Source organism: Ruegeria conchae, from assembly GCF_000192475.1.
Taxonomy (GTDB): domain Bacteria; phylum Pseudomonadota; class Alphaproteobacteria; order Rhodobacterales; family Rhodobacteraceae; genus Ruegeria; species Ruegeria conchae.
This window is the reverse complement of sequence record NZ_AEYW01000003.1, coordinates 170,141-193,213: the sequence shown is the minus strand read 5'-3', so window position 1 is coordinate 193,213 and position 23,073 is coordinate 170,141. Positions and strand designations below refer to the sequence as shown.

Below are 23,073 nucleotides of genomic sequence, written 5' to 3'. Positions count from 1 at the left end.
CCTCACTCTCACCCTTCGTCCAGCGTTGGCCCGCCGGTATCGGTTACAAGACCCACGTTGGAGAACCCGCCTGCATTCAGCGCACCCATGACCTGCATTACCTGCGCATATGGGATAGCACCGTCAGCACGCAGGAACACTCGATCACTGCTGCGCTCAGCCGCAATGGCGCGCAACTTGCCGATCAGCTCTTCGCGCAGCACATCTGTTGTCTGGATCTGTACTCGGCCGTCTGCCGTCAGAGTGACAGTCAATGGTTCTTCGTTGTCACCGGGTAAGGCGCTTGCGGCCGTCTTTGGCAGATCAACGGGCACACCAACGGTGAGCAAAGGGGCAGCCACCATGAAGATAATCAGCAACACCAGCATGACATCCACAAATGGCGTCACATTGATCTCGGCCATCGGCTGGGCACGGCCACGACGCCGCCCGCGCCGGCGTCCGTTATCACCCGAGGATTGCTGAACCGCCGCACCCATCGTCAGCTATCCAACTGTCTGGACAAGATCGTTGCAAATTCATCGGCGAATGCTTCGTAACCGCCTACGATCCGATCACTGTCGGCGCTGAGCTTGTTGTAGAAAATCACTGCCGGAATGGCAGCAAGCAACCCAAGGCCTGTGGCCAGCAACGCCTCGGCAATACCGGGGGCCACAACAGCGAGGTTGGTGTTCTGCTGCTCGGCAATCTCGATAAAGGCGTTCATAATGCCCCAAACTGTGCCGAATAGGCCGATAAATGGTGCAGTCGAACCTACCGTGGCTAGAATGGGCAGTCCTTTTTGCAGCCCTTCGGCTTCTTTCGCGATCGCCACATCCATCGAGCGGTCAATCCGCGCGGTCGCCCCGGCGATCAAACCACCATCGTTACGATGCGAGCGGCGCCACTCGATCATCCCGGCTGCAAAAATCTTCTCAGAACTGCCATCTGGCTGTGTTCCGATCTTCTCGAACAGCTCGTCCAGAGGATTCCCTGACCAAAAGCTTTCGTCAAACACCTGAGCCTCACGACGCGCCGCCCGGTAATTGATCAGCTTTTGAATGATGATCGCCCAAGACCAAAAGGATGCGATCAAAAGGATCAGCATCACGATTTTGACGATAAATGTCGCGCGGGCAAACAGCCCCCACATGGAGAAATCGATCTCCTGCGCCAGCGCCAGCGTTTCAGCTTCCATGAACCTGCTCTTTGTTTTGCCTGATGGCCATTTGGCCTTGTTTTGCCAAACGCTAACGCAGATGGATATGAAAAGCCAACAGAACCACCCCTGAGGGTGAAAATGTTACATCAATGCGCGAATCTCTGCCGGAAGGCGCACAGGCTTACCCTGCGCATTCATGCAAACCGCGGTGACTGCGGCACGAAAGATCTCGGTTTCACCACGCCTAACCAATTGCGACATCGTCAGCCGCGCACCCGATAGTGAAACCATCTCGGTTTCCACCACCAATTCATCTTCGAAGCGCGCGGCAGCCAGATAATCCGCCTCGATCCGCCGCACGACCCAGACAATACCCGCATCCCGCATCGCGTTCTGATCATTGCCCAGCTTGCGCACCCAGTCTGACCGGGCGCGTTCGATGAACTTCAGGTAATTCGCGTGATAGACCACCCCGCCCATGTCGGTGTCTTCGTAATACACGCGAACCGGGTAAACATGTTTCATTGCGGTTGTTCCAATCGGGCAAACAGACGCAACGCATGAGAGGAATCCTGCGCTGCCCCGGGTAAAACCGGATCGTAGGCGGCGCGGATCAAGGCGGCAATATCAGGCCGTAAGATCGTTGCGTCACCTGCGATGGCCAAAGGTGACGCGCTACGGAATGCCGTATCGGACCATAGCAGAATGGTCTGCACCACCTGGCTGAGCGCCAGTGTTTCCGCCGGGACCTTGGACATCTCCTTGTCCATGCGCAGAAACACAAAAGCCGCGCGAATTGCGCCATCTTCTTCGAACCGGAAAATGCGATACTGATTGGCATCAGCGGCAACCAACCGCTCGACCAATGGAGCCAAATCCGGGATCAGGCGATCCAGGTCAGGAACTTCCAACAACTCCTGCCAATCTCGGAAGAAGAAGACCATGCAGTTGGCACCCAGTTCAGGGTCCGTCTCGGTCATCTTATGACCGGCCAGAGTGACGACCGCTTCAAACGCGCCTTTGACGGTCGCGAGTGTCCCATCCTCGACACCGAATACGATTGGAGCGATGGGCCGCCCCCAGCGCGCAAACAAAAACTCACCGTTTTCGCGCGTGAACAGCGCTTGGATCTCTTCCGGAGTCACGCTTGAACCTTCATCTTCTGAAAAATACTCTCAGTGAGAGGCATAAAATCTCTTGCGAACTGCTTCAACCAAACAGATCGCTTTGCCCTTTGGGCGCAGCCATCCCCAGATGCGTCCATGCTTTTTGCGCCAGCATCCGTCCGCGCGGGGTGCGTTGGATCAGTCCTTGCTGCAACAGAAAGGGCTCGATCACTTCTTCCAGCGAGTCCCGGCTTTCCGACAACGCCGCCGATAGCGTCTCGATCCCAACCGGACCACCAGCATAGTTCTCGGCAATCAGCTTCAGATACCGGCGGTCGGCTCCGTCCAGACCCAAATTGTCGACACCCAGTCGGGTCAACGCCCCATCCGCCAATTCGCGGGTAATCCGACCATCACCTTCGACAATGGCAAAATCCACGACCCGCCGCAGCAAACGACCGGCGATCCGCGGTGTGCCGCGCGACCTTCGCGCAATTTCGCGCGCGCCTTCATCGTCGGCAGGTGCTCCCAGCTTCCGCGCATTCCGTGTGACAATCTCATGCAACTCGTCGACCGTGTAAAACTGCAGCCGGGTTGGAATACCAAAGCGATCTCGCAGTGGGGTAGTCAATAGCCCCATGCGTGTGGTCGCCCCGACCAGCGTGAAAGGCTGCAACTCAATTCGCACCGTCCGCGCCGCCGGGCCTTCACCGATCACCAGATCCAGTTCGAAATCCTCCATCGCTGGATAAAGAACCTCTTCAACTGCCGGGTTCAGACGATGAATCTCGTCGATGAATAACACATCTCTTGATTCCAGATTGGTCAGGATCGCCGCCAGATCCCCCGCCTTGGCCAGAACGGGCCCCGAGGTCATGCGGAAATTCACTCCCAACTCACGCGCCATGATCTGCGCCAGCGTGGTCTTCCCCAATCCCGGGGGGCCATGGAACAGTGTATGGTCCATGGCCTCACCCCGCTGGCGGGCCGACTGTATAAAGATGCGTAGGTTCGCGCGTGCCTCGGCCTGACCGATAAATTCATCAAGGCCCTGAGGGCGCAGGGCGCGATCATTGTCTTCCGGCATCGGCTCGGGGCGCAAGGCGGGATCGGCGTCTACCATTAACTTACCCTTTCGGAGCCAGCAGTTTCAGCGCGGCGCGGATCAGATCGGCTTCACCCGCATCGGGCAAATTGGCCGCTGCCTCGGCAACAGCAGAAGCCGCCTCGGATGGGCCATAGCCAAGATTGCCCAGCGCCGAAAGCGCGCCCGCAGAAGCTGCAGCAGCGCCTGAGGCCGGTTTTACCGCTCGTTTCGGCGCGGGCGCAGGCTCACCCGCGTCGATGACCTCCAGAGCGGGACCATCCATTGCCTCGGTCACAGTGCCGCCCATAGCCATCACGCCTGGGGCTTTGTCCTTCAAGTCCAACACGATCCGTTGTGCCGTCTTCGGTCCGACGCCCTTGGCCGCTTTGACCGCGCCCCAATCGCCCAAGGCGATCGCACGGCTGACACCATCCGGTCCCAGCGCACTGAGGATCGACAACGAGACCTTCGCGCCCACGCCCTGAACCGAGCACAGCAGACGGTGCCATTCCTTCTCAACCAAGGACAGAAAGCCGTAAAGCTGCATCAGGTCTTCGCGTACGACCAAGTCGGTGTAGATCGAAATACCTTCACCCACACCGGGTAAAGCCGCCATGGTCCGGTCTGAGCAATAGACGATGTACCCGACCCCGCGTACGTCGATAAGAACGTGATCCGCAGCGCGATAATCCAGTCGTCCGGTGAGTTTGCCGATCATGCACGCACCTCTTTCATTCGAGCCTGCGGAGCGGAGCCATAGTAGGAGTGACAAATCGCAATCGCCAAAGCGTCCGCTGCATCCGCCCCTTTGGGCGAACAGCCCGGCAGTTGCAATTTGACCATGTGCAACACCTGTTCTTTCTCGGCGTGGCCAACTCCCACCACAGTTTTCTTGACCCGGTTGGGGGCGTATTCACCCACCGGCAGACCGGCTTGTGCCAGGGTCAATAGCGCAACACCCCGCGCCTGCCCCAACTTCAGGGTTCCTGCTCCGTCTTTGTTGACAAAGGTCTGTTCGATGGCCGCCTGATCGGGCCGGTGTTCAGCGATAACCTCGACTATCTGGTTGTGGAGCGACAAAAGCCGTTCTCCCAAATCATCACCATCGGATTTACACAAGCCATTGGCGACGTGGCTCAGGCGGCTGCCCGTTGATTCGATAACGCCCCATCCCAGGGTCCTTAGACCCGGATCAATGCCCAGAATTCGCATGTTTGCTTCGGCCTGCTCGGGTTTACTTGATCTTTTTCCATCGATTAGCACGAAGCGTGAACGTTTTCCAAGCAAAATGGTCGCAGGTTGAAAAACGACAATTGTGTCGCCCCTAGTCTTCCTGGGTTCGTTTGCGACATGGATTGGTTTATTTTCGACCTGGATATGAAGGAAAATTAACTAATGATTTAAAGGGCTTTCAGAGATACTGAGCATTGCAAGAAACGCATAGGACACATGCAAATTCAGCGCTTGCGCGGCAAGATTGAGATCACTAGATGCCGCTCAGATCGCAAGATCAGAGTTTAACACAAACCAGAAGGAAACAGGATATGGCTGCACTGGACACCACCCGCACCACCACTGGCTCATTCGGCCTCGTCGGCCGTATCGGCGCGACTTTCGCAACGGTTGTAAGCACCGTAGTTGAATGGAATGACGCCCGTGTAACACGCAACGCGCTGAACGGTCTGACCGATCGTGAACTGGCTGATATCGGCTTGTGCCGTGGCGACATCGACGAAGTCGCTGAGGGCCGTCGATAACAACTTGTCACTGCTCCAAATAAGCCCCTACTTCCTCCCTGTGGGGCGAACAGAAACACCGCGTGCTTTAAGACACGCGGTGTTTTTGATTTAGGAGGGCGTTCAAACTTAGGCTAGAACATTACCTTGTTTAATTGGGTGGCAAAGAATGCAGTCACAGGATCGGCTTGCATGATCCATGCGCCAGCTTGTTCAACTGCAGTACCTTGGTGCAAGGCATCCACGCGCGTGTCGTAGGCAGACGGGCCCAGATGGGACAGAAGGAAAGCTTTGAAACCAAAGAAGCCCACCACACACATTAGTAAAACCCTGGCCGGAACTGCCGAGCGCACGCGCTGCGGCTTCATCACCACCAGTCCATCCGACCGCATGGTCGCACGATACCCACGGCTTAGTTTTTGATGCTTTTTGTTCAAGCGCGTAACGCGTTGATCAAATTCCAGTTGTTTTCCAGTCATGGCAGCCTCCAAAAAACCGCCCCCCGATTGCGTCCAATGACGGTAAAAGAAGAATGCGACAAAAACGTGGCGAAAATCCACAAAACTCCCGCAAATGGCCTAGCTTTCGCCCCGTTTGCTTAAGATTAGCGTCGTCCACTCACCAATCTCACTCCCGCGCACCTGATTGAAGCCATTTTGGATATAAACTGTGAGCACGTCATCAGCTTGTTCATTGAGGATTCCCGATAGGATTGCGTGTCCGCCTACCCGCAGATTCGCCGATATCTCTGGTGAAAGCGCGACTAGGGGTCCTTTGAGAATGTTTGCAAATATCAGGTCATAAGGCGCATGTTCATTCAGGTCGGGATGATCGAATCCCGCCGCTTCGACGCATTTCACGGCTCCTGCCATACCGTTTGCCCTCAGATTGGCCTCGGCCACGTCAACAGCAACCTCATCGATATCACTGGCGATGATATCGCCATCCCAAACCCGAGCCGCGGCCATCGCCAGCACGGCAGTACCGCAACCGATATCGGCAACTTTGGTGGCCGCGAAGCCTTCATCCAGAAGAAAGTCCAGAGCTTTGAGACATCCTAATGTCGTTCCATGATGCCCCGTGCCAAAGGCCATCGCGGCTTCAATCAACAATGGAATACGACCATCGGGCAGCTTGTCTGCGTCGTGGCTGCCATATACAAAAAAACGACCTGCTTCGACCGGGGCCAGTTCGCGACGTACATGTGCAACCCAGTCAGTTTCGGGAAGCTCTGAGACGACGAATGGCTTGGCCTCAAATGCGGCAGCCAAAACGGCCAACGCGGTCTCGTCTGGCGCTTCAGTAAAGTACCCGCCGATCTCCCATAGGCCCGAGCCATCCTCGACCTCAAACACCCCCACACCGGTGGGCTCCGGGTTCAGACGTTCCATCGCCTCGCCCAGACCCTCGGCTGCTACTCTGCCGGTCAGGGTGGTCAGTGCGGTGAATGTGGGCATTGGGGGCCTCCTGTCTCAAGCTGCCCCTGCGCGTAGGGCGGCGCGGCGCCGAGGTCAAGCGCCGGTGACTACTCGGCGGGTGCAGTGGCGTATTTCGACAGGATTGTCTCGTTCCCGGCCTCCGGATGCCGTGGGATCAGAAGAGACAAGCCCAACGACACCATCGCCATCGCAGCGGCAAGACCAAATACGGCGCCCGGTGAAATGACCCAAAGCAGGCCCAAAAGCGCAGGCAGGAACACTGCCGCGATATGGTTAATAGTAAAGGCAACGGCCGCAGTGGGTGCAATATCTGCCGGATCGGCGATCTTTTGGAAGTATGTTTTCAGTGCCAGTGCCAGCGCAAACAGAACATGATCGATCACATATAATATTGCCGCCAGCAAAACGCCCCAACCGAACCAATAGATACCACCGTAGGCTGCGAATACGATTGCAAGGCCGGAATATTCAAAGATCAGTGTGCGGCGCTCCCCGAATCTGGCAACTGCTTTGCCCAACATCGGCGCTGCGGCCATGTTGATCATCAGGTTGATGAGGTAGAGGCTGGTCAGTTCGTGCACCTCAAACCCGAACTTCTCAACCATCATGAAGCCCGCAAAAACGATGAAAATCTGACGCCGCGCGCCTGCCATGAATTGCAGGGCGTAATACAACCAGTAACGTCTGCGCAGTACGATCTTTTTGGTCTGGGGTGTCGGCGAATCGAACTGCGGAAATGCGATCAGACAAAACAGCGCAAGCAGAACGGTTACGCCGCCAGCAGCCATGAAGACGAAGTTGTAAGACAGATCGAACCGATCCCATGTCAGCACGATCAGGCCATAGACCACAGCCGTCGCAGCCGAACCCATCGCAACCAGCCAACCCAAAATCTGTGGCGCACGATCCTTGGGCAACCACTGCAGTTGCAACGACTGATTCACCGTCTCGTAATAGTGAAACCCGATTGAGCTGAACAGAGTGACAAACAACAGACCGCCAAGGCTTGGAAACCACGCGGTCACCGCAGTTGCAGCGCCCAGCATCATCAACGAGATCATGGCCAGAACCTGCTCGCGGATGAAGATGATCACTGCGATAACGCCGACGGCCAGAAACCCCGGAATTTCGCGCACCGTGTGCAACAGACCGATATCCGCCCCGTCAAAATTCGCAGCCTCAATGACAAAATTGTTCAGCAACGCACTCCACGCGTTGAACGCGATCGGCATGGTCAACGCCATCACGAACAAGAGCGTCATAGGACGGCGCCAGAGCGGAAGACTCTGCGCCTCAGACAAGGGCATGGGTTTCAGCATGAGGTTGCCTTACGCCCATTTGTACCTTTTGGCGAGTGGAAAGCGGCTGGCGCACAGTGGCTCTGCACTGATGCAGGGGTCAGTAGAAGCTTTGCGGGTCGATATCCACGGCCAGGCGGATATCGCCTTTCAACTTCAATGGCGCAATCCAGCGGGCGATGGCGTCCTGAATAGGCGCGCCTTTCGGGGCTTTGACCAAAAGCCGGACGCGGTGACGGCCACGTATGCGCGCGATGGGGGCCGGAGCCGGGCCAAAGACCTGCGCTCCGACGTCGCGCAGCGGTGCATCGTTGCGCGCCATGGCATTGCCGATATCGAAGACCGGCCCAACTTCGGGGCCCGACAGGACTATCCCGGCCATACGGCCGTAAGGCGGCACCCCAGCGGCCTGACGCCCAGCGGCTTCAGCCGTCCAGAACCCTTCTTCATCGCCCGATAGAATCGCCCGGATCACAGGATGCTCAGGCTGGAAGGTTTGCAGCAACGCCTGCCCCGGTTTATCCGCACGGCCTGCCCGGCCCGCAACCTGCCGCATCAATTGAAAGGTTCGTTCCGCCGCGCGCAGGTCGGCCCCGTGCAGGCTGAGGTCCGCATCGATCACTCCCACCAGTGTCAGCTTGGGAAAGTTATGCCCCTTCGCCACCAGTTGCGTCCCGATAATGATATCCGCATCGCCCTCGGCAATCTCTTCGATCTTGGCCTTCAAGGCCCTAGCTGAGCCAAACAGGTCAGAGCTGAGCATCGCGATCTTGGCCTCGGGGAACGTCGCCTCGGCCTCTTCGGCCAGCCTTTCAATCCCCGGCCCGACCGGTGCAAGCTTGCCCTCGACCCCGCAGGAGGGGCAGGTTTCGGGCATCGGCTTGGTCTCACCACATTGGTGGCACATCAGGCGTTTGAGGAACCGGTGCTCCACCATCCGCGCGTCGCAATGGTTACAGGCAATTTGCTCGCCACAAGCCCGGCACAAGGTCACCGGGGCATAGCCACGGCGGTTGATGAACAGCAGCGACTGTTCGCCCCGCTCAATCCGCTGCCGCACCGCCTGCCGCAGTGAGGGGGAAATCCAAGTCCCTGCCTGCATCTGTTCGGCCCGCATGTCGATGGGCTTCATCTCGGGCAGGACCGCCGCCCCGAAGCGTGCGGTCAGGTCGAGACGCTCATACTTCCCAGCCTCGGCATTCGCCCAGCTTTCCAGCGACGGCGTCGCGCTCGCCAGAACCACGCGCGCCCCGCAGATCGAGGCCCGCAGCACCGCCATATCACGTGCGCTGTAATGCACGCCATCTTCCTGTTTGTACGACGTGTCGTGCTCTTCATCGACCACAACCAGCCCCAGATCGCGGAAAGGCAGGAACAGCGCCGACCGAGCGCCCACAACCAGCTGAGCAGCCCCCTGCCCGACCATCCGCCAGACCCGACGGCGTTCTGTCATTGTTGCGCCCGAATGCCATTCCGCCGGACGCGCACCGAAACGTGCCTCGACACGGGTCAGAAACTCCGCCGTCAAAGCAATTTCGGGCAAAAGGACCAAAGCCTGCCGCCCCTTGCGCAACGCCTCGGCCACGGCTTCCAGATAAACCTCGGTTTTGCCCGACCCCGTCACGCCCTTCAGCAGCGTGGTCCCATAGTCACCCGTGCGCTGCCCAGCTTGAAGCCGCGCAACGGCTTTTGCCTGATCCTCGGTCAGGTCTTTCCCCGGCAGATCAGGGTCCAGATGGGGATAGGGCAGATCTCGCGGGCTGTCCTCTTCCCGCACAGCGCCTTGTTTGACCAGTCCTTTGACCACGGAGGAGGTTACACCCGCCTGCTCGGCCAGTTCTTTCAGTGTGAACGCCAGCCCACCGTAATCCCGCAGCACCTCCAACACCCGTGTTCGGGCGTCTGTCATCCGATCCGGTTCCGTGCTTCCCAGCCGATAAACTTTGCGCATTGACTGCGGATCACCCAATCCCGGCGCGCGCGTCGCCAGACGCAGCATCGCGGGCATAGGTGTCAGCGTGTAATCCGCTACGCGCCCCAGAAACACACGCGTCTCCTCGCGCATCGGCGCGACTTCAAGCACCCGGATCACCGACCGCGCCTTGGCCAGGTCAAAACCGCCCTGCCCCTGCCCCCAGACCACACCCAAGACTTTACGCGGCCCCAAAGGCACTTCGACAAACGCCCCAAGAAAGCACCCGCCTTCGGGCGCTTTATAGTCTAACGTCCGGTCCAGCGGTTGCGTGGTCAGCACCGCAACCAGCTCTCCTTCGTCGAAAAATCCGTTAGCGCTCACGGCATATCCTTCGCGGGGGGTTCCAGCATGGGTCTCTTTGAGGTAAAGCCATCCGCGACCAAGGCCAACCCATCAAAGGACTGCCCTCATGAAATTCTTCGTAGACACCGCCGAGATCGACGCCATCGCCGAACTGAACGATCTGGGCATGGTGGACGGCGTAACCACCAACCCCTCGCTGATCCTGAAATCGGGCCGCGACATTCTGGAAGTCACCAAAGAGATCTGTGATCTGGTCGACGGCCCCGTCTCGGCCGAAGTTGTCGCCACCGAAGCGGACGACATGATCGCCGAAGGCCGCAAGCTGGCAAAGATTGCATCGAACATTGCTGTCAAAGTACCGCTGACATGGGCGGGTTTAAAAACCTGTAAAACGCTGACCGACGAAGGCCAGATGGTCAACGTGACCCTGTGCTTCTCGACCAACCAAGCGATTCTGGCCGCCAAGGCGGGTGCGACCTTCATCTCGCCTTTCATCGGACGCCTTGACGATATCAACCTCGATGGCATGGATCTAATCGCAGATATCCGTCAGGTCTATGACAACTACGGGTTTGAAACCGAAATCCTGGCCGCCTCGATCCGTACCGTAAACCACGTGACCGACAGCGCCCGCATCGGGGCCGACGTGATTACAGCTCCTCCGGGTGTCATCAAGAAACTGGCCGACCACCCGCTGACCGACAAAGGTCTGGAAACATTCCTGGCCGACTGGGCCAAAACAGGTCAGAAAATCCTCTGATCCCAAGCGCTGCCGCGCGGTGCCGGCAGGCACCGCGCCCGGCCCAACCGCCAAAGCTGAATTTCAATCAGCGCATGGCTGGCGGGAGCTCCCGCCACAGCAGCGACGAAATTCGCCTTTCGCGTGCATTTTTCCCAAGGCAAATCCGGTAACCCGTGTTATAAGCCCGCCAAAACAAAAAACGACCGGACGGGACATGAGCAGCGATCCTAAACTCAAGGACAATCTCCGCGCCGCGATTCTGGCTGAGCCTGACGCAGTGCTGGATGACAAAGACCTGATGCAAGCCCTTGTGGCGGCAAATGAACAAGCCCGTGGTGACAATGTCGTTGATCTGCGCGGCATCGCCATGCAACGCCTTGAGGCACGGCTCGATCGGCTTGAGGATACCCATCGCTCAGTCATCGCAGCAGCTTACGAAAATCTGGCAGGCACAAATCAGGTGCATCGTGCCATTCTCCGGCTTCTCGAGCCCACAGTATTCGAAGATTTCTTGCGCGCGCTTGGCAATGACGTGGCCGAGATCCTGCGCGTCGATCACATCACATTGGTTCTTGAAACAACTATCGTGCGCGACGATCCTGTAGTGAACCAGCTTGGCGGCGTTCTGACCGTGGTCGAGCCCGGATTTATCGACAGCTACCTGACCTCGGACCGCAATGGCCAACCGCGCGAAGTAACGCTGCGCGAAATTCGCTGTCCCAATCCTCAAGTCTACGGTGAACAGGCTGATCAACTGCAATCCGAAGCCTGCCTCAAACTTGATCTCGGCGCGGGACGCTTGCCCGGCATGATTGTCATGGGTGCCAACGACCCACGGCATTTCTCACCTCAGCTTGGCACAGATCTTCTTGCCTTCTTTGCCGGTGTCTTTGAACGCTCGATGCGCCACTGGTTGTCATGAGCCTGATCTCCCCAGCCTGCCGCGATGCTTTGCAGCATTGGCTGGACAGTCTGGGGGCGCTCGCTGGGCGATCAGAGAATACGCTCGAGGCCTATCGCGGTGACGTGACCGAATTCCTGTCCTTCATGACCCTGCATCACAGCGAGCGCCAAGGGCTGGCAGCACTTGAACGTATTACCGTCTCGGATATGCGGGCCTGGATGGCGGATCAGCGCAATTCAGACGTCGGCGCGCGATCTCTGGCGCGCAAACTGTCTGCGGTCAAAAACTTCTATCGTTGGCTGGCTGAACGCGAAGGGTTCGAGCCGACCGCTGTCCTGTCCACACGCGCGCCTAAATTTACCAAGAAATTGCCGCGCCCTCTGGCCGAAGACGCAGCCCGCGCCATGATCGAAACTGTCGAGTTGCAATCATCTTCCGATTGGGTTGCCGCCCGGGATGTCGCGGTTGTAACACTCCTATACGGTTGTGGGCTTCGCATTTCCGAGGCACTTTCCCTGACCGGATCGGATGCGCCCCTACCGGATACTCTGCGCATTTCAGGGAAAGGCGGCAAAGAGCGAATCGTGCCGGTTCTTCCGGCCGCTAGGGCAGCGGTTGATCGCTATCTCCGGCTATGTCCGCATCCGCAAACACCTGATGCCCCGCTGTTTCGAGGCGTTCGGAGCGGCCCTCTGAACCCCGGGATCATTCAGGCCGTGGTCGCCAAAGCGCGAATGCAGCTTGGCTTGCCTGCCACTGCTACCCCACACGCAATGCGTCACAGCTTTGCCACCCATTTACTGTCAGCAGGTGGTGACCTGCGCGCGATTCAGGAGCTTTTGGGACACGTCTCACTTTCGACCACACAGACCTATACCGCCGTCGATACGGCACGGTTGATGGAAGTCTACAACCGCACGCACCCAAAAGCCTGAAGCAAAGACCCTTTTTGCTTTGCATCTGCGCCTTGCTTCCGTCATGACACCACCATGACACTTAGATTCAAAGCGCTTTCCGTTCATCTCTTCACCGCCACAGGTGCCGTTTTCGCAATGCTCGCCATGCTGGCCGCAGTCGAAGAGAAATGGAGCCTGATGTATCTCTGGCTGGTTGTCTCGTTCATCGTGGATGGAATCGATGGCCCGCTGGCGAGGCACTATCACGTCAAGAAGAACGCACCAGAGTTTGACGGCGTGTTGCTGGATCTGATCATCGACTATCTGACCTATGTGTTCATCCCGGCCTTTGCCCTGTTCAAATCAGGGCTGATGGACGGCTGGACCGGGTGGTTCGCAATCATCGTCATAACCTTTGCCAGCGCGATGTATTTTGCGGATACGCGCATGAAAACCAAAGACAATTCCTTCTCCGGCTTTCCAGGCTGCTGGAACATGTTCGTCATCGTGATCTTCGCTTTGGAGCCCAACTTCGGGGTCATCCTGCTGCTGGTCACTTTGCTGTCAGTCGCAATGTTCCTGCCGCTGAAATTCATTCACCCGGTCCGAACCGAGCGTTGGCGCACCTTGTCGCTGCCGATGGCCTTTGCCTGGACATTCTTTGCAGGCTGGGCCGCCTGGGTTGACTTTCACCCTGAAAGCTGGGCCCATTGGGGGCTGGTGATCACCAGCTTGTATCTGGTTTCAGCCGGAATAGCGCAGCAAATAATTCCACCGCGTAACGCCAGAGATTACAAGACTTCCTGAACCTCAAACTCAGTCCCGTTATGGGTGAACACATCACCTTCTTGCAGGCCGACCATGGCCAGATAGATCGGGCTTTGGGTCGAAATCCCCATGTAGGTTTTGCCGTCCACGTCAAACCGAGTCGTTGAGACACATACGACGAAGCGGCGATTGTTGAACTTGATCACCGCACCGGGCTGCACCGTGTCCGTGACGCTGAAATCAGTGTTTTCGATGACGTCAATCTTGGCGTGATGCGCATGAACGGGTGCATCAAAGGCGGCCGCCAGGTCCGCATTCTCGCGCGAGGCAGCAATGTCATCCTTGTCATGCCCTTCCCGGTCATCCAGTTGGGAATCCTTCAGAAAGGCATCATAATGCGCCTGTGCGGTTGCCAGTTCCTGTTCTTCCAAAGACATCAAATGATCAACAATGGCTTTCTTACGTACGGCGGGATCTGTCTGGCCGGTCATGCAATTCGGTCCTTCAAATTCACTATTTGATATAGGTTGGGGCCGTGTCGCTCTGAATGCAACAGGTAAGTGCAGATCAGATCAACAGGCTGGCAGCACCTTCGTGACGCAGCAGAGCCACTTTGGTCTCTACTCCACCATGCCCTGAAAACCCGACCATCTTGCCATCCGCACCCAGAACCCGGTGACAGGGAATGATAATCGGGATGGGATTCCCACCGCATCCCCGCCCAACCGCTTGCGCAGAGTATCCAAGCTCGTCGGCCAACTCGCCGTAGGTGCGCGTATCCCCGAACGGGATGGCATACATCGCATCGCACACGCGACGCTGAAATTCTGACCCCTTGATCCAATAGGGCAGATCGAACTGCTGCAAACGCCCTTCGTCATAAGCACGCAATTGCGCCGCCGCCTCTTGCAGAACCGGGGTGGCCGGGCCTTCGTCTCGGCCATTCCAGACAAGTCGTGTAATAGCGCCATCGATCTCTTCGACACCAAGGCAACCAAACTGAGTTTCTACGGCGATCATCGGCATAAGAGAACGGTTGCAGATGTTTCGTCACACCTGCAACCCGAATCCTGACGATCCGCCCTTCATCTGGCCAAAAATACCACGGAGCGCGAGGCAGAGCCTCGCATCAGCGAACTCTCTTACGCGCTCCGTTTGGGTGTCAGCTCAGCGCTTCGTTGCAGCGCCCGCACACGCCCGGATGGGCGTGCAGCCCCACATCGGGCAGGATTTTCCAGCACCGCTGGCATTTGTCTCCCTGGGCCTTTTCGAAGACCACGGCGACGCCTTCGATTTCCGGCACCCGGAACGCCTCGGCGGGGGCCGGATCGCCTGTGACGGCCAGGCCCGAAGTGATGCACATGTCATCCACGTCGAAAGATGCCAGCAGATCGCGGGTTTCTTGATCCTCGACATACACGATCGGAGCGGCTTCAAGGCTGGATCCGATCACTTTGTCCTGCCGCTGAATCTCCAGCGCGGCAGTCACGGCACGGCGGACACGGCGGACTTTGGCCATGCTGGCTTCCAGTTCTTCATGGCGCCAGTCGGTGGGCGTTTCAGGGAAATCGACCAGATGGACCGAGCTGTCATCGGCCGGGAACCGTTCCAGCCAAACCTCTTCCATGGTGAAAACCAGAACCGGGGCCAGCCATGTGGTCAGGCGGTGGAACAGTATATCCAGCACCGTCCGCGCGGCGCGGCGGCGCAGGCTGTCACCGTCGCAATATAGCGCGTCCTTGCGGACGTCGAAGTAGAAGGACGACAGATCGACAGTGGCAAAGGTGAACACGGCGCTGAACACGCCCTGAAAATCGAAGGATGCATAGCCCTTGCGCACCTGCTCATCCAGCTCTGCAAGACGGCTGAGCACCCAACGCTCCAAGCGTGGCATGTCCTCGGGCGCGACGCGGTCGGCTTCGGTGAAATCGGCAAGCGAGCCCAACATGAAGCGCATGGTGTTGCGCAGGCGGCGATAGCTGTCGGCGGTGCCTTTCAGGATTTCCGGCCCGATCCGCTGATCGGCGGTGTAGTCGGTCTGGGCCACCCACAGACGCAGGATATCGGCGCCGTATTGCTTTACGACCTCTTCCGGCACGATGGTGTTGCCCAGCGATTTGGACATCTTGTTGCCCTTGGCATCCAAGGTGAAACCGTGGGTCACCACATTGCGATAGGGCGCACGGCCCTTGGTGCCACATGCCTGCAGCATCGAAGAATGGAACCAGCCGCGGTGCTGGTCAGTACCTTCCATATAAACGTCGGCAATACCGTCCTCGGTCCCGTCCTCACGATCACGCAGAACGAAAGCGTGGGTCGAGCCCGAATCGAACCATACGTCCAGCACGTCGAACACCTGGTCGTACTCGTCCGGGTTGACGATTCCGTCGAGAATCTTTTCTTTGAACCCGTCCGTGTACCAGACATCTGCGCCGTCTTTCTCGAACGCTACCTTGATACGGGCGTTCAGATCTGCGTTGCGCAACAGATAATCCGCGTCGGTGGGCAAAGCCCCCTTCTTGGTGAAGCAGGTCAGCGGCACACCCCACGCGCGTTGGCGTGACAGTACCCAGTCCGGGCGCGCCTCGATCATCGAATACAGGCGGTTGCGGCCCGTTTGTGGGGTCCACTTGACCAACTCATCGATAGACCGCAGGGCGCGTTCGCGGATGGTGTCGCCCATCTCTCCCACGCCGTCATCCAGTTTGCGGTCCACTGATGCGAACCACTGCGGCGTGTTACGGTAGATGATCGGAGCTTTCGAGCGCCACGAATGCGGATAGCTGTGCTTGATCTTGCCACGCGCCAGCAGCCCGCCAACCTCGGCCAGCTTGTCGATGACAGCTTTGTTTGCTTCACCCTCACCGCCCTTGCGGGACAGGATGTATTTGCCCCCGAAGAACGGTAGATCAGCGCGGAAAGAGCCATCGTCCATTACGTTATAGGTGATGACCTGTTCCAGCATGCCCAGATCGCGATATAGCTCGAATTCCTCCATACCGTGCGAGGGCGCGCAATGGACAAAACCGGTACCTTCCGTATCGGTCACAAACTCAGCAGCGCGGAAGTCACGGATATCGTCCCATTCGCCGTTGCCGCCCTCGGCCCCCGCCAGCGGGTGGGTTAGCTGGATCTTGGCTAAATCCTCTTGACTGACATCGCACAGACGGCGGTACATCGAGTCATCCAGCCGCGCACGTGCAAATACGTCCGCCGCGCGATCGTCAGCCAGCAGGTAACGCTCACCGATCCGCGCCCAGCATTCCTCAGGGCGGCCAGTCACTTCGTAGAGGCCGTACGAGATGTCTTCGCCATAAACTACGGCTTTGTTCGACGGCATTGTCCAAGGTGTGGTGGTCCAGATCACCACATAGGCGTTGTCCAACGTCACATCGCCGGTGTTCACAACCTTGAATTTCACCCAGATGGTGAAGCTTTCCTTGTCGTGATACTCGACCTCAGCTTCGGCCAGAGCGGTTTTCTCGATGGGCGACCACATCACGGGTTTCGAGCCCTGATATAAAGTCCCATTCATCAGGAACTTCATGAACTCGTCGGCAATCACGGCTTCGGCGTGATAGTCCATAGTGATGTAGGGATCGGGCCAGTTGCCGGTGATGCCAAGACGCTTGAACTCTTCGCGCTGAATGTCGATCCAACCTTCGGCGAACTTGCGACATTCCTGACGGAAGTCGACGATGTTCACCTCGTCCTTGTTCTTACCCTTCTTGCGGTACTGTTCCTCGATCTTCCATTCGATCGGTAAGCCGTGGCAGTCCCAGCCGGGCACATAACGCGAGTCGAAGCCCATCATCTGATGCGAACGCACGATCATGTCCTTGATGGTCTTGTTTAGCGCGTGACCGATATGCAGATGCCCATTCGCATAGGGGGGGCCATCGTGCAGGGTAAAGGGTTTACGGCCCTCTTTCTCGCGCAGGCGGTCATAGACACCGATCTTTTCCCAGCGCTCCAGCCATGCAGGCTCGCGCTTGGGCAGGCCAGCTCGCATCGGGAATTCGGTCTTGGGCAGGTTCAGCGTGTCTTTGTAGTCAGGTGTTTGGGGTGTGTCGGCGCACATTTGGGGCGTCCTCAGGATGATCTTGTCGTATGTGGATCGAAGCGGTCAGTGCGATATCTCAAGCACCTTTGCCCGGCGTCTCGCGATATCAGAGCGCCGGGGATATAATTCGAATAATGATGGCCAGACGGTCAAACATGGCCGCGCTTATAGGACGCTCGCCCTCAATGGTCCAGAGGTTCCGCACTCTGAGGCGAATGGCGCAGCTTGGCCCAGCGATTGAGCCATGCCAGCCCTGCCAGAGCGAGCCCTAACGCAAGCAGAGAAAAGACGCGGATTAGCCCTCCCAATCCGGCGATATCGATCAGAAATACCTTGGCCACCGCCAACCCGATAACAGCCAAGCCAGCCTTGCGCATCAAATCAGAGTGGCGGGCCAGTGATTGATAAAACAACGCCGCTCCGACCACCAACAACGTGATTGTATAAGTATAAAGCTCGGGCTGAGTGACGCCGTTGCCTTCATACATACCGCCCGCGCCCTGCCAGACATGCCGGATCGCTAATCCCAGCCAGGCAATTGCCAGAACTGTGGCTGCTCCATAGCTGATCTGTTTCAGCAGAACGGGCTGTGTAACGACACGCCAGGCCGAGAAACCAATTGCCAGCGCGGGCAACAAATAGGCAACGGCGAGCGTGTTCAAAACCAGTGGTCCCAGTACCGGGTCCGCAAACGGGTTGAGCAGCGGGTTGGCTTCTGACAACGCCTGACCCAGGCGATACACACCATGCGCACCGAAGAAAGCAGCCAAGGCGTAGCGCAGATAGTTTAACTTACCGCCCAGCTTGAACCGTTGCACCTGTGCGAAAGCCAGCAGCAGCCAGATGACCGCGAGCAATCCCAGCCCCCAGTGGCTGTTGGTGGCACCGCCTTCGCCGAAACTTTCCAGCCAGCGCAGCAACAGCAGCGACAGCAGTATCCCCGCCGTCGCCCAAGCCGCGCTTTCAAGCAGCAATGAAGCAATCGGGCGGTCTAGGGGCTTTAGTAGCGCCCAGCCCGCGATGAACCCGGCAACCGCAGCCGAATAGACCAGCGTCATTTCGAGCAATGGAGCGCTTTCGGCCCAAACAAGCCCCGGGTCCAACACCAGTCGGACTGTGACGGTGAACACGCCTGCCCAGATGAACCAGCTCATCGGAGGCAGTTCAAATCGTCTGTCCAACGCGGCGGCCACAACGATCATGGCGACAAGCGCCACGGTTAAAGCAGCCGAACTGAGCACAATAATGCAGGCAAAGCTGAGACAAGAAAGAGCGGACAGAGTCGCCAAGGCAGGGCGCATACGGTTTTCACCATCCACCCGCGCGAACCGTTCGGCCAGAACTACCATCATCGCGCCCAAAGAGATGGCATGAAGCGCCCATGGGTAGGCTCCTAATACCTCAGCAGGCTGCCATCCGACCTCAAGCGCGATCGCCAAGGCCGGTGCAAATATCGCCGCCCCTCCGGCCCATACCACGCTATAGCGTCCGGCCTGAAAGGATCGCCAAGCTGCAATCAAAGTGACTAAAGCGCCCAAGGCCACCAATTGCGTGACGCTCCAAGGATAATCTGCCTCGGCTGTTTCCGCATAGGTATCCACAAAGCGAAGCCATACTGCGCCTCCATCCAACCCGTGCACCAAGACAAACCAGATTAGTCCCAGTGCTGGGAATGCGGTCACATCCTGCAATGCGCGCGCATCCTTTGCCCAGAGCATCAGCGCCAATACCAAACCTGCGAACAGCACAACGCCCAACCAGAATTCACCGCCTGAATCTGACCAATGCAGCGATAAAATCACTGAGGAAACAAGTACCGCACCAAAGGCAATCCGAGTTGGAAACTCGGGCCATGGTTCTCCTTTCCGGCGTCGGATAATCTCGGTCACCATCGCACCAGAGTGGTTTGGCCAGATACGCCGTATGGGTATCGCAATCGCAATGATCGCCAGTGCCGTGACGCAGGTTAGATACCCGGGCTCGGTCGACGGCGAAGACAGTACCAGCAGAAACGCGGCCCCATAGGCGCCAATTAGGGTCAACACCGAAATCCACGCCCAACGCCTGACTGTATCAATTCCCAGACCCAATACGGCGATTATGATAAAGTAACCGTAGAGCCAGCTCGGATCATCCGAGGAACCACCCACGGCAAAGGGGGCGGCAAAAGCTCCGATCAGGCCAACAGCCGCCAATAGCGGCCCATGGAACCAACCCAACACGAGCCCGAACAGCGCGATGACAACCAACCCGGCCAATGCTGCCTCGGGCCCAATCAGATCATAAAGCTGGCGTGCAGCCAGAACGCCGCCTAACAGGGTGACCAGCCCTGCGCCTGAAAATACCGATGGGAGATAAGCGGTTGAGGCCTCCTCATCATCACCGAACCGACGGCGGATCACCTCACCCGCGCCGATCAGCAGCAAGCCAAAGACCAGCGCAGCAGCGACCCGCGCCGTGGGGGGCAACAACCCGTTTTCGACCCCATACTGAACCAGAAAGATCCCCGCCAGCGCCAGCGAGAGCGCTGATACCGCGTAGAACCAGTTTTCGCGCAACCACGCGCCCAGCGCCGCGATTTTTTCTTCACGAAATACGATACTGGCTGGAGGATCTTTGATCTCGGGAGCTTGCGGTGTCTCCGTTAGACCTTCGTCGGTGGTGGTTGAAGCTTTTGCTGCTGCCCAAGGCGCAGGCTTAGCTTGCGCGGTCGTGGGTTCTGATCGGGACGTTTTGGGTGCCTCAGCAGTGCTTTCGGGCATTTGCCCTGCAAGTTGCCGCTCAAGCTGTTCTACCCGTTTGCGCAACCGCGATTGGCCAACCAGCAATACGATGATCGAAGCAGGAATGGCCAGAACGATCAGGCCAATGAGAACAAGCAAGGATTCCAACCGAAACCTCCGAGGTAGGATACATCAAACGTATCGCGGTGATCGGCAGGTTTATAGTAAGGAAATCCACATGATTACCGTATGTTGCTTTGCAAGCCTGCCTAAAACAGCGCCAAGTTGGGGCGCGCCAGCATCAACCAGACGATTGTCAGCACAGCAACAAAGGCCGGAATGCCGCAGGCGAACCAAAGGCGGAACAATCGGAAATATGCAACCGGCAAAGCAGTCCCATCGTGATTGGCCAGTCTTGCATAATCCCGCAGCCTGATTTGTATCCAAACCACAGGCAACCAGAACAGGCCGGTCGGAATATAAAGCAGCACAGACGCCACGATCCAATCCTCTGTCAGAGACCAACCTAAGCGCCATGCCAACAACAGTGCGCCCGTCACAGGCTGTAGTACGACCGCGGTTGCGGTGAAAATCATGTCGGCCAACACCACGATACCTGCAGTATGGGCGATAATCCTCGCGTCTGCTGTTCGATGCGCCATCAGCATGAAAAAGGCGATGCCCGCGCCTGTTCCCAACAGAACACACGCTCCGATCACATGCAGCCAGCGCAGAAACAGGTCCGGGTCCATTAGCGGCTCTCCAACATGGGTCGAGCAACCAATGACAGCATCAATGCGGGCGCGATTTTGACCAATGGTCCCAGCGGATCTAGCCAAAGCTCTGGTGCCATCAACGTTGCGGCTATCAAATAAAACATGGCGATCGCGGCTTGAGCCAAACAAACGCGGGCCGCCCAAGGGCGCCACAGAATTGCCAGCCCCAGCATTATGTCAATCAATGACCAGAACACTACGCTTGCATTTGCGATGGCGCCTGACCAACCATTCCTCGTAAGGACTTCGGCTGCCTGAGAAAGACCCGTTAGTCCGAACATACCGGATAGGACCCAGAAGAGGCAGAGCACAGCAATAACGACCGGCATCAGCAACGTCATCCGAGCTGTCAGCCTGTGTTCTTTCGCGCAAGCCAGCCCGCCATAAATCTCCTCTAATCCGGCCAGAGAGCGGCCCGTAGCACGGCGATATGGCTCAGGGTCGCCTGTCACCCCTTGCGCCATTACCTTCATCGCCGTACTCCGCAGCGGTGATCGCCACCCAAGGTACCCAAGCAGATCTGCCACAGCCGCGACGACTTTCGTTACCTTTGGTGGCATTGTGATAGTTAAGTGTGCAGGCGAAAAGCCAAGCCAGTGTCGTGTCACTGACAAAACCCGCGACAGCGGTTGCGGCGTATCTTCCACCAGATCGTAGCTACCTGGCGGCAGATCGTCGCGAATGGCTGACAAGACGGCGGCGCACAGGTCTCGCATCCCGACACATTGCACCGGAGTTCCAGGAAAGGCGACCGGCTGTACGAAAGGCACTGCCGCCAGCATTCGCAACAGCGCCGTGCCGCCATAATCGCTCTGTCCGATCACCAACCCGGGCTTGAAGCACCACAAAGTCGCGCCACTTGCGCGTAGGGCCGCATCCCCGTCCGCCTTGGAGCGCATGAACTCGGTCGTGGCATCGGTGTCGGCCCCGATTGCCGAGACCTGGACGATTGAAACGCCTGCCTCGGCACAAGCCTGTCCCAGCGATGCAATAGCCGTGTAATGCACTGCGCGCAGATCGTCTTGTCCCCCATCCTGCAGCGCCCCGGCGCAATTCACTACCACATCCACACCTGTGAGGAGTGGCCTCCAGTCCCCGGCTGATCTAAAGTCACGCAGGTCGCCCGACACCAAATCGACATCGGGCAAGACACGTCCCGCTGTCTTTCGGCTGCGTATAAGGCCCTTGACCTCGAGACCATCTGCATGCAGCGCCCGAACAACAGCCGCGCCGATGAAACCATAGGCGCCCAGCACCAATACTGTTTTTCTTTCAACTTCGCTGCCACAGGTTGACCCACACGTGTTTACGTCACCCTAGCGGATCAAACCCCTGCGACCAGCTTGACTGAGCTGTCTGCGACAACAGCACCGATCAGGGATGGAACAGGGAACCGACCAAGAATGCGATCCCAGCGGCCAGACCACCGATCAGAAGTGTTTCGGCCCCGGATCGCCACCAAGGCGCAAGGGACCAGCGGCTTTTCATGGCTCCGATGGCAAAGAATACACCTGCCGTCATCCAGGCCGAAACGGTAAACGCACCTTCAATCGAGAAAAGGAATGGCAGCAATGGAATCATACCCGCGACTAGAAAAGCAAAGAACGTCGCCATTGCGGCTTTCAGCGGGTGCGGGTCGACGCTGCCTAACCCGTATTCGCCCTCGATCATCAGGTTAATCCAATTGTCGTGGTTTGAGGTGATCTCATCCGTGGCCTCGTCCAACACGCGGCCCGACAGACCTTTTTGCGTAAGGATTTCGCGTACTTCCTTGCGCTCTCCGTCCGGATAAAGCCTGATATGCTGTTCCTCGATGGCGCGGATGCGATGGATGTTGTCGATTTCAGCCTTGGTGCCAGAATAGTTGCCCGCCGCCATCGAGAACCCATCCGCCAGCACATTGGCCAACCCGAGCGCTACGATGACAAATGGCGATAGCCCCGCCCCCGCGACACCGGCGACGATGGCGAACGTGGTGACCGATCCATCGATGCCGCCATAGACCACATCACGCAACACACCACGTCCAGGCGGGGCATTGATCCGTTCGGTAATCTCTTGCTGGCTGTGGCCGTGATCGGTCATGGCTTGCTCCGACTTTTTTATGACGGATCCA

General features: G+C 57.9%; 23 protein-coding genes. 5 read left to right on the top strand and 18 right to left on the bottom strand.

Features of this window, described 5'->3' with window-relative positions:
- Positions 1-8: 8 nt before the first annotated feature.
- The 7 genes from tolR to ruvC form a co-directional block, all read right to left on the bottom strand.
- On the bottom strand, positions 9-479 hold the full coding sequence (gene tolR, locus G7G_RS0102950; protein ID WP_010438155.1) for a protein TolR: 471 nt from the start codon (positions 477-479) through the stop codon (positions 9-11).
- Positions 480-481: 2 nt separating this feature from the next.
- A complete protein-coding gene (gene tolQ, locus G7G_RS0102945; protein WP_010438152.1) occupies positions 482-1,177 on the bottom strand; it encodes a protein TolQ in 696 nt (231 codons plus the stop codon).
- Between the two features lie 105 nt (positions 1,178-1,282).
- The gene (gene ybgC / locus G7G_RS0102940) at positions 1,283-1,666 is read right to left on the bottom strand and encodes a tol-pal system-associated acyl-CoA thioesterase (RefSeq protein ID WP_010438150.1); all 384 of its coding nucleotides are present in this window, start codon (positions 1,664-1,666) and stop codon (positions 1,283-1,285) included.
- Positions 1,663-2,286 (bottom strand): hypothetical protein, encoded by a 624-nt coding sequence (locus G7G_RS0102935; protein ID WP_010438144.1) that lies wholly within the window; start codon positions 2,284-2,286, stop codon positions 1,663-1,665. The genes ybgC and G7G_RS0102935 overlap by 4 nt, the downstream gene beginning before the upstream one ends.
- 64 nt (positions 2,287-2,350) lie before the next feature.
- On the bottom strand, positions 2,351-3,370 hold the full coding sequence (ruvB, locus tag G7G_RS0102930) for a Holliday junction branch migration DNA helicase RuvB (RefSeq protein ID WP_010438142.1): 1,020 nt from the start codon (positions 3,368-3,370) through the stop codon (positions 2,351-2,353).
- A 4-nt stretch (positions 3,371-3,374) separates the two neighbouring features.
- Positions 3,375-4,052 (bottom strand): Holliday junction branch migration protein RuvA, encoded by a 678-nt coding sequence (ruvA, locus tag G7G_RS0102925; protein ID WP_010438139.1) that lies wholly within the window; start codon positions 4,050-4,052, stop codon positions 3,375-3,377.
- Entirely contained in the window at positions 4,049-4,546 is a 498-nt protein-coding gene (ruvC, locus tag G7G_RS0102920; RefSeq protein WP_029621680.1) for a crossover junction endodeoxyribonuclease RuvC, read from the bottom strand. Before ruvC ends, ruvA begins: the two co-directional genes overlap by 4 nt.
- Positions 4,547-4,878: 332 nt before the next feature.
- On the opposite strand from ruvC, the gene G7G_RS0102915 reads away from it, so the two are divergent.
- Entirely contained in the window at positions 4,879-5,091 is a 213-nt protein-coding gene (locus G7G_RS0102915; RefSeq protein ID WP_010438134.1) for a DUF1127 domain-containing protein, read from the top strand.
- A gap of 113 nt (positions 5,092-5,204) precedes the next feature.
- Here the strand turns inward: G7G_RS0102915 and G7G_RS0102910 are convergent, their stop codons facing one another.
- The 4 genes from G7G_RS0102910 to G7G_RS0102895 all read right to left on the bottom strand — a co-directional run bounded on the left by G7G_RS0102910 (position 5,205) and on the right by G7G_RS0102895 (position 10,103).
- Entirely contained in the window at positions 5,205-5,630 is a 426-nt protein-coding gene (locus tag G7G_RS0102910) for a hypothetical protein (protein ID WP_010438131.1), read from the bottom strand.
- Between the two features lie 18 nt (positions 5,631-5,648).
- On the bottom strand, positions 5,649-6,527 hold the full coding sequence (locus G7G_RS0102905) for a 50S ribosomal protein L11 methyltransferase (RefSeq protein WP_010438128.1): 879 nt from the start codon (positions 6,525-6,527) through the stop codon (positions 5,649-5,651).
- Positions 6,528-6,595: 68 nt separating this feature from the next.
- Complete coding sequence (locus G7G_RS0102900; protein WP_010438126.1) at positions 6,596-7,828, bottom strand: MFS transporter; 1,233 nt, start codon at positions 7,826-7,828, stop codon at positions 6,596-6,598.
- A gap of 79 nt (positions 7,829-7,907) precedes the next feature.
- Complete coding sequence (locus tag G7G_RS0102895) at positions 7,908-10,103, bottom strand: primosomal protein N' (protein WP_010438124.1); 2,196 nt, start codon at positions 10,101-10,103, stop codon at positions 7,908-7,910.
- An 88-nt stretch (positions 10,104-10,191) separates the two neighbouring features.
- On the opposite strand from G7G_RS0102895, the gene fsa reads away from it, so the two are divergent.
- The 4 genes from fsa to G7G_RS0102875 all read left to right on the top strand — a co-directional run bounded on the left by fsa (position 10,192) and on the right by G7G_RS0102875 (position 13,434).
- A complete protein-coding gene (fsa, locus tag G7G_RS0102890; RefSeq protein ID WP_010438122.1) occupies positions 10,192-10,845 on the top strand; it encodes a fructose-6-phosphate aldolase in 654 nt (217 codons plus the stop codon).
- 196 nt (positions 10,846-11,041) lie between these two features.
- Positions 11,042-11,749 (top strand): DUF484 family protein, encoded by a 708-nt coding sequence (locus tag G7G_RS0102885; RefSeq protein WP_010438120.1) that lies wholly within the window; start codon positions 11,042-11,044, stop codon positions 11,747-11,749.
- On the top strand, positions 11,746-12,666 hold the full coding sequence (locus tag G7G_RS0102880) for a tyrosine recombinase XerC (protein ID WP_010438118.1): 921 nt from the start codon (positions 11,746-11,748) through the stop codon (positions 12,664-12,666). Before G7G_RS0102885 ends, G7G_RS0102880 begins: the two co-directional genes overlap by 4 nt.
- A 54-nt stretch (positions 12,667-12,720) precedes the next feature.
- Complete coding sequence (locus tag G7G_RS0102875; protein ID WP_010438116.1) at positions 12,721-13,434, top strand: CDP-alcohol phosphatidyltransferase family protein; 714 nt, start codon at positions 12,721-12,723, stop codon at positions 13,432-13,434.
- Here G7G_RS0102875 and G7G_RS0102870 read toward each other — a convergent pair.
- From G7G_RS0102870 to G7G_RS0102840, 7 genes are all read right to left on the bottom strand, one after another.
- A complete protein-coding gene (locus tag G7G_RS0102870; RefSeq protein WP_010438114.1) occupies positions 13,419-13,886 on the bottom strand; it encodes a hypothetical protein in 468 nt (155 codons plus the stop codon). The two genes, G7G_RS0102875 and G7G_RS0102870, sit on opposite strands and share 16 nt — an antisense overlap.
- Positions 13,887-13,962: 76 nt before the next feature.
- Complete coding sequence (locus G7G_RS0102865; protein ID WP_010438112.1) at positions 13,963-14,421, bottom strand: methylated-DNA--[protein]-cysteine S-methyltransferase; 459 nt, start codon at positions 14,419-14,421, stop codon at positions 13,963-13,965.
- Positions 14,422-14,557: 136 nt separating this feature from the next.
- Positions 14,558-17,476, bottom strand: a complete 2,919-nt coding sequence (gene ileS / locus G7G_RS0102860) for an isoleucine--tRNA ligase (protein ID WP_010438110.1) — start codon at positions 17,474-17,476, stop codon at positions 14,558-14,560.
- Between the two features lie 164 nt (positions 17,477-17,640).
- On the bottom strand, positions 17,641-20,340 hold the full coding sequence (locus tag G7G_RS0102855) for a DUF2339 domain-containing protein (RefSeq protein ID WP_238528754.1): 2,700 nt from the start codon (positions 20,338-20,340) through the stop codon (positions 17,641-17,643).
- 110 nt (positions 20,341-20,450) lie between these two features.
- Positions 20,451-20,933, bottom strand: a complete 483-nt coding sequence (locus G7G_RS0102850) for a DUF2269 family protein (protein ID WP_010438107.1) — start codon at positions 20,931-20,933, stop codon at positions 20,451-20,453.
- Positions 20,933-22,216 (bottom strand): DoxX-like family protein, encoded by a 1,284-nt coding sequence (locus G7G_RS0102845; RefSeq protein ID WP_010438106.1) that lies wholly within the window; start codon positions 22,214-22,216, stop codon positions 20,933-20,935. The genes G7G_RS0102850 and G7G_RS0102845 overlap by 1 nt, the downstream gene beginning before the upstream one ends.
- 115 nt (positions 22,217-22,331) lie before the next feature.
- On the bottom strand, positions 22,332-23,042 hold the full coding sequence (locus G7G_RS0102840) for a VIT1/CCC1 transporter family protein (RefSeq protein ID WP_010438103.1): 711 nt from the start codon (positions 23,040-23,042) through the stop codon (positions 22,332-22,334).
- Positions 23,043-23,073 lie beyond the last annotated feature (31 nt).